This is a genomic window from Falsiroseomonas oryziterrae (assembly GCF_021864505.1).
In the GTDB taxonomy this organism is placed as follows: domain Bacteria; phylum Pseudomonadota; class Alphaproteobacteria; order Acetobacterales; family Acetobacteraceae; genus Falsiroseomonas; species Falsiroseomonas oryziterrae.
Map to the genome: position 1 here is coordinate 1 of NZ_JAKJIB010000221.1, position 6,823 is coordinate 6,823.

At 72.7% G+C, this 6,823-nt stretch carries 7 protein-coding genes; 3 read left to right on the top strand and 4 right to left on the bottom strand.

Annotation, left to right across the window (positions count from 1 at the left end; genetic code table 11):
• Positions 1-315: 315 nt before the first annotated feature.
• Both L2I40_RS16090 and L2I40_RS16095 read left to right on the top strand, forming a co-directional pair.
• Positions 316-1,308: an NAD(P)-dependent oxidoreductase gene (locus L2I40_RS16090; RefSeq protein ID WP_237216212.1), complete on the top strand. Its 993-nt coding sequence runs from the start codon at positions 316-318 to the stop codon at positions 1,306-1,308.
• Between the two features lie 70 nt (positions 1,309-1,378).
• Positions 1,379-1,789 (top strand): hypothetical protein, encoded by a 411-nt coding sequence (locus L2I40_RS16095; protein ID WP_237216213.1) that lies wholly within the window; start codon positions 1,379-1,381, stop codon positions 1,787-1,789.
• Positions 1,790-1,795: 6 nt separating this feature from the next.
• Here L2I40_RS16095 and L2I40_RS16100 read toward each other — a convergent pair whose 3' ends face one another.
• From L2I40_RS16100 to L2I40_RS16115, 4 genes are all read right to left on the bottom strand, one after another.
• The gene (locus L2I40_RS16100; protein WP_237216214.1) at positions 1,796-2,929 is read right to left on the bottom strand and encodes an MFS transporter; all 1,134 of its coding nucleotides are present in this window, start codon (positions 2,927-2,929) and stop codon (positions 1,796-1,798) included.
• 93 nt (positions 2,930-3,022) lie between these two features.
• Positions 3,023-3,562, bottom strand: a complete 540-nt coding sequence (locus L2I40_RS16105; protein ID WP_237216215.1) for an MOSC domain-containing protein — start codon at positions 3,560-3,562, stop codon at positions 3,023-3,025.
• Positions 3,559-4,740, bottom strand: a complete 1,182-nt coding sequence (gene rlmN / locus L2I40_RS16110; RefSeq protein WP_237216216.1) for a 23S rRNA (adenine(2503)-C(2))-methyltransferase RlmN — start codon at positions 4,738-4,740, stop codon at positions 3,559-3,561. Before rlmN ends, L2I40_RS16105 begins: the two co-directional genes overlap by 4 nt.
• Positions 4,737-5,261 carry an invasion associated locus B family protein gene (locus L2I40_RS16115; RefSeq protein ID WP_237216217.1) on the bottom strand — a complete coding sequence of 175 codons (525 nt, stop codon included), beginning with the start codon at positions 5,259-5,261 and terminating at the stop codon, positions 4,737-4,739. Before L2I40_RS16115 ends, rlmN begins: the two co-directional genes overlap by 4 nt.
• Positions 5,262-5,343: 82 nt before the next feature.
• Between L2I40_RS16115 and L2I40_RS16120 the strand changes: the two genes are divergently transcribed.
• Entirely contained in the window at positions 5,344-6,582 is a 1,239-nt protein-coding gene (locus L2I40_RS16120; RefSeq protein WP_237216218.1) for a class I SAM-dependent methyltransferase, read from the top strand.
• Positions 6,583-6,823 lie beyond the last annotated feature (241 nt).

The following is a 6,823-nucleotide window of genomic DNA, read 5'->3' on the forward strand; positions in this document are numbered from 1 at the left end:
CGCTGCGCCGGCGTGGTGGCCGCCGGCCTCGGCTGCCTGGCCTTGCGCAGGCGGCTGCTGCCGGCGATGCTGGCCGGGCTCGGCGGGCTCGCCGTGACCTGGACCCTGTCGTGAGGCCCAACTCGGATGCCGCAACCTGCGGCCGTCGAAGACGGCCGAGGCCGCGACGGGTTCTCGCTAGCCTTGCTTCGCAACGCGTGCGGGGTCCCGGAATGCGGCCCGCCGCACATGCGGCGAGCCAAGCCCGCGGATGCGGGCGCCGGCGCTTGAGGATGACATGCGCCCGCATGTCATGACCGAAACATGAGGCCCACGATGCGCGTCCTGCTCGCCCACACCCCCGAGATGCGCGCCAACTACTACGGCGACCGCGCGCTGGCCGCGCTGCGCGAGGTGGCGGAGGTCGTGCTGCACGAAGCCGACACGACGCTCACCGGCGCCGCACTCGCCGAGGCCGCCGCGGGCTGCCAGGCCATCGTCGCCGACCGCGCGACGCCCGGCACGGCCGAAACCTTCGCGAACGCCCCTGACCTCGTCGCCTTCCTGCGCGTCGCGGTGGATGTCTCCACCATCGACATCGCAGCAGCATCGCGGGCGGGCGTGCTGGTGACGCAGGCGACGCCCGGCTTCGTCGACAGCGTGGCCGAGCTTGCCGTCGGGATGATGGTGGACCTCGCCCGCGGCGTGTCGCGCCACGCGGCCGATTTTCGCGCGCGCCGCACGCCGGTGCCGCGCATGGGGCGGCAGCTGGCCGGCCGCACGCTCGGCCTGATCGGCTATGGGCGCATCGCGCGGCGGATCGCCGGGATCGCGACGGCGATGCGCATGCACGTGCTGGCGAATGATCCGCACGCACAGATCGAGGGCGCAGAGGCGGCGACGCTCGATCGCCTGCTGGCCGAGAGCGACGTGATCATGCCGCTGGCGGTCGCGAACGAGTCCACGCGGCACGTGATCAACGCGCGCAGCCTCGCCGCGATGAAGCGCGGCGTCCTGCTGGTGAACCTCTCGCGCGGCGGGCTGGTGGACGAGGCGGCGGTGGCCGCCGCGCTGGACGGCGGGCAGCTCGGCGGCTTCGCCTGCGATGTCGGCAGCGCGCCCGACCAGTGGCCCGACCCGGACCTCGCCGCGCGGCCGGACGTGGTCGCGACACCGCATATCGGCGGCCTGACGCCTGAAGCCGCCGAGCACCAGGCGATGGACACGGTGCGGCAGGTCGCCGCGCTGGCCGCGGGGCGCGTCCCCGACGGCGCGCTGAACCTGCCCGAGGCGCAGCGCCTCGCGCGGCTCGGGATCCATGCGCCATGATCGCGCTGGTTGAAATCGCCACGCCTCGCTTCTAGCATGCCGTGCGGCACAGCACCGGCGAGCAAGGGCGATGAAGTATCACATTCACCACCTGTCCTGCTTCGACAACCAGGTCCGCGGCCTCGACAAGAAGGGCAAGGAACTCGTCAAGGAAGCGCTTGGCAAAATGCGCGACGGCGAGACGGCGCGCGACACGATCTCGGACGACGGCACGATCAGGCTCATCCTCGCCGGAACCGGGGTCGACAAGTCGGCGATCGGCCTCGGCATGCTGGAATTCAACCTCACCGGCCACTGGCGGATCTTCGCCTACAAGACCGGACCCTGGACGAAGACGACAGAGGTCAAGGACAAGTTCGGCAAGCCGGCAAAGGGCGTGGAGGCGCTGAAGACCGTGTATGACGGCACATATTGGCCGGTGAAGATCGGTCATCTCGAATCCGGCCGCTGCAAGGAGCCGGCGCCGAACGCGCTCGGCTGACGCCGCTCAACGCGAGGGAATGACCCAACGGCGGATCGCCACGGCGAGCGCCACGATCCCGACCGCCGCAACGAGGAAGCCGGCCGCGAAGCCCGCGCCGCCGATCAGCGTGCCGAAGGCGATCGCGCCCAGGCTCTGGCCCATGAAGAGCGACATGGCGAAGCCCGCCACCGCGGTGCCGCGCGCCTCCGGCAGTGCCTCCGTCGCGCGCGCCTGCAGCACGCCGTGCAGCATGAAGAACAGCAGGCCGAGCGGCGCAATGGCCGCCGCCACCACCCACCAGGCGGGCGCCAGCCCGATGACCGCGAACGCCGCCGCCATGCCGAGTCCGCCCAGCAGCACCAGCCGCCGCTCGCCGAGCCGCGCCACCAGCCAGGGCGCCGCGCGCGTGTAGAGCAGCGAGCCGAGGCCGAAGCCCGCCGCGATGATCCCCGCTTCCGTCGCGGACCGCCCGAAGCCCTCGATCAGCAGTGAGCCGAGGAAGGGCAGCACGCCGCCGAACAACAGGAAGCCGTCCGCCGCGGCGACGAGCATCAGCATGCGCGGCCGCTTCCGGCGGAAAAGTTCGAGGAAGCCGGCGAAGCTCAGCCCCGCGCGGCCGCGCCCCGCGACGCGCCAGGCCGGCCCGATGCGCCAGGCGAAGACCAGCGTGATGGCGCCCGCCACCGCGCCGAGCACGAGGAAGACGGCGCGCCAGCCGGCAAGGTCGCCGACGATGCCGGCGATCGGCCCCGCCAGCAGCTGCGCCATCACCATCCCCGTCAGGAAGCGCCCGAGCGTCGCCTGGCGCTGCGCATAGGGCGTGGTGTCGCCGATATGCGCCATGAAGAGCGGGATCGTCGCCGCCGCCGCCAGCCCCGCCGCGATGCGGAAGGCCAGCAGCCCGCCGAGATCCGGCGCCTGCGCCGCGGCGAACAGCGTCCCGGCATAGAGCGCCATCGCCACCGCCGCGACGCGCAGCTTGCCGAGCGCATCGCCGACCGGCCCGGCGAGCAGCTGTCCCAGCCCATAGGCCAGCGAGAAGCCGGCGATCAGCTTCGCGACGGCGCCGAGTCCGACGCCGAAGTCGCGCGCCATCATCGGCAGCAGCGGGTCGAGCATCCGCATGCCGCAGCCGACGGTAAAGGCCGCCATGGCCATCAGCCAGATCGGCGGGGATGCATGTTCGGCCGGCCGATTCACGGCTGCGGTGCTCGGCGCGAGCGCCTGCGCCCTCCGCCGATCGGACGGCGGCTAGACAGGCTGCAGCGGCTCATGCGGCCCGGCTGGCAGCTCGACACGGATCGGATCGCCGGCCGCGACCTCGCCGCCCACCAGCACCACCGCCATGACGCCGGACTTGCGGACCAGGTTGCCCTGCGCGTCGCGGCCGAGCGTCGCGGCCATCAGCCCGGGCGCGAAAGCATCCAGCTGACGGCAGGGATTGCGCAGCCCGGTCACCTCCACCACCGCGGCCGCGCCGAGATGCAGCCGCGCGCCGCGCGGCAGGCCGAGCAAGTCGAGGCCCTGCGTCGTCACGTTCTCACCGAGCTCGCCGGGCGCGACCCGGAACCCCTGCGCGGCCAGTTCCTCGAACAGCTCCGCATGGATCAGGTGCACCTGCCGCAGGTTCGGCTGGGTGGGATCGCGCGCGACGCGGGAGCGGTGCTTCACCGTCACGCCCGCATGCGCGTCGCCATCCACGCCGAGCCCCTCGCGCAGCCGGATCGAGAGCTGCGGCGCCTTGCTGAAGCGGTGCGAGGCCGCAGCGGAGACGGCGAGGACGCGGCTCACGCCGCGTCGACCTTCGCCTTCCGCGCGCGCTCGCTGGCGGTCTTCAGCTGGCCGCAGGCGGCGAGGATGTCGCGCCCGCGCGGGCGGCGGATCGGGCTGGAATAGCCGGCCTGCTCCACGATCTCCGCGAAGCGCCGCACCTGCTCGGGCTTCGAGGTCTGATACGGGCTGCCCGGCCAAGGGTTGAACGGAATCAGGTTCACCTTCGCGGGCAGGCCCTTGATCAGCCGGACCAGCTCGCGCGCCTCGGCCTCGCTGTCGTTCACGCCGCGCAGCATCACGTATTCGAAGGTGATGCGCCGCGCATTCGACGCGCCGGGATAGCGCCGGCAGGCCGCCATCAGCTCCTCGATCGGATACTTGCGGTTCAGCGGCACGATCTCGTTGCGCAGCTCGTTCGTCACCGCATGCAGGCTGACGGCGAGGTTGACGTTCAGCTCAGCCCCGCAGCGATCCATCATCGGCACGACGCCGGAGGTGCTCAGCGTGATGCGCCGGCGGGACAGGCCGATGCCCTCGTGATCCATGACGATCTTCAGGGCCTTCGCCGTGTTCGCGTAGTTGTAGAGCGGCTCGCCCATGCCCATGACGACGATGTTGGACAGCAAGCGCGGCGTGCCGTCCTTCGGGCTCGGCCATTCGCCGTAGCTGTCGCGCGCCGCCATGAACTGGCCGACGATCTCCGCCGGGCCCAGGTTGCGCACCAGCTTCTGCGTGCCGGTGTGGCAGAAGGTGCAGGACAGCGTGCAGCCGACCTGGGTCGAGATGCAGACCGCGCCGCGATCCTCCTGCAAGGATGGGATGTAGACCGTCTCCACCTGCTGCCCGTCACGCCAGCGGAACAGCCATTTCCGGGTCGTGTCCTCGCTGGTCTGCTCGGCCGCGATCTCCGGCCGTCCGACCACGAAGCGCTCCGCCAGCTTCGCCTGCATCGGCTTGGCGATGGTCGGCATCCTGGCGAAGTCCGTCTCGCCCTGGTGGTAGATCCAGTGCCAGAGCTGGCGGGCGCGGAACGGCTTCTCGCCGATCGCGACCATCTCCGCCTCGAGCTCCTCGCGCGAAAGCCCGACCAGGTCGCGGCGGCCATCGGGCAGCGTCGCCGGCGGCGGCGCGAAGAGCGCGGCCTTGGCGAGAATCCGCTCGCGTTCCGACCCGGACAGCTCCGCCGCGTCGCTCATCGTGCCGGTCTCTGCTGCGCCGGACACTCGCGCGAGATCGCCTCATAGGCGGCGGCGAAGCCGGTCAGCGGGAAGGTGTCCGTCACCGCGCTCCGGCCCGGGGGCCCCGGGCTGCGCACCACCGCCTCGCGGCCGTTGCGGAAGGCGCCGATCAGCTGCGCGCCGTTCTGGAAGAAGGCCGAGGATTGCACCACGCCGTAGGAGCGGAACTCCTGCGTCCCCACGGTCAGCACGGCCTCCGACTGGCGCGGCAGCGGGTAGCCGACCGAGGCCGCGACCTGGTCGCGCCCGCCCGGGCGGTGCGTCACGGTCAGCGTCGGCGCGGCACGGTTGCCGGGCGCGCCCTCGCTGCGGGCGGTGCGGGCGAAGGCGTAGCAGACCTTCTGGCCGTTCTCCTGATGCGTCGCGGCGGTCCAGGAGCCATGCGTGCCGAGGCGCTGCGGCTGCTCGCGCTGGGCCAGGGCGGGCGCGGCCGCCAGCGCCGCGCAGGATGCGGCGACGAGGATGAGGTTGCGGGGCATGGGCGGCTAGATACGGCGCGCCCGACCTGTGGACAACCGGCCCGCTTCCGCCCCCGGCGGGGTGCCCCTATGCAGGCAGCCGATGACTGACGCCACCGACCGCCAGCTTGCCTCGCAATACGAGGCCTATCCCTACCCGGCGCGCGACCCGCGCGACGAGGCGAAGCGGCTCGTCGTCGGCAGTCCCTCCCACCTGCGGGAGGTGGACCACTGGATCTTCGGCGCGCGCCGCCCGGCCTCGCTGCCGTTGAACGCGCTGGTCGCCGGCGGCGGGTCGGGCGACGGCACGATCATGCTGGCGCAGCAGATGGCGACGCTCGGCCGGCCCGGCCGGGTCACCTGGCTCGACCGCTCGGCCCATGCGCGCAAGGTCGCGACCGCGCGCGCCGCGGCGCGGGGCCTGGAGAACGTGGTCTTCGAGGAAGGCTCGATCCTCGACCTGCCGCGCTCGGGCCTCGGGCCCTTCGACTACATCGATTGCTGCGGCGTGCTGCACCACCTGCCGGACCCTGCGGCGGGGCTTTCGGCGCTGGTGTCGGTGCTGGCACCGGGCGGCGGGATCGGGCTGATGGTCTATGCGCCGCATGGCCGCACCGGCGTCTACATGCTGCAGGACGCACTCCGCCTGCTGACCCCGCCGGAGGAGGATCCGCCGGCGCGCGTGGACGTCGCGAAGCGGCTCTGGAAGCAGCTGCCGGAGACGGCCTGGCTCAAGAAGAACCCCTGGATCGAGGACCACATCAAGGGCGGCGATGCGGGGCTCTACGACCTGCTGCTGAACCCGCGCGACGTCGCCTTCACCGTGCCGCAACTGGCCGCGCTCGTCGCCGGCGCCGGCCTGCGCATCGCCTGCCTGGTGGAACCGGCGCGCTACGATCCCGACACCTGGCTCGCCGATCCGAAGCTGCGCGCGCGCACCGCGGGGATGGATCCGGTCGCGCGCGCGGCGCTGGCCGAGGCGATCTGCGGCAACATGGGCATCCACATCGCCTATTGCGTGCGCGCGACCGATCCCGTGGCCGCGCCGCGCTGGGAGGACGACGCCTCCGTCCCCGTGCTGCGCGAGCTGGACGGCCCGGCGCTGGCGAAGTCGCTGCGCGGCGACGTGCTGCCCGTCACCTGGGACGGTCTGCGCGCCATGGTGCCGATCCCGCGGCTCGCCTCCGCCTTCCTCGCGCGCATCGACGGCGTGCGCAGCTGGGGCGAGATCACCGACGCCGTGGTCGCCGCCGGCGCCTCGCGCGAGCAGGCGCTGCGCGACCGCGCCGCGCTGGCCGCCGCGATGGAGAAGCTGAACCGGCTGTTGCTGGCCGCGCCTTGATCCCCTCTCCCGCGAAGCGAGGGAGGGAGGGGCCCACGCGCAGCGTGGGAGGGTGGGGGTGAGACCTTCCTAATCCGCCGTGATCCCCGCCTCGCGGATCAGGTTGCCGGTGAACTCGCGCTGGCGCGCGAGGAAGGCCGTGAACTCCGCCGTGCTGCTGCCCACCGGCTCGGCGCCCGCCGCCGCCAGCCGCGCGCGCACGCCCTCGTCGCGCAGCGCCGCCAGCACTGCCTCGCGCAGC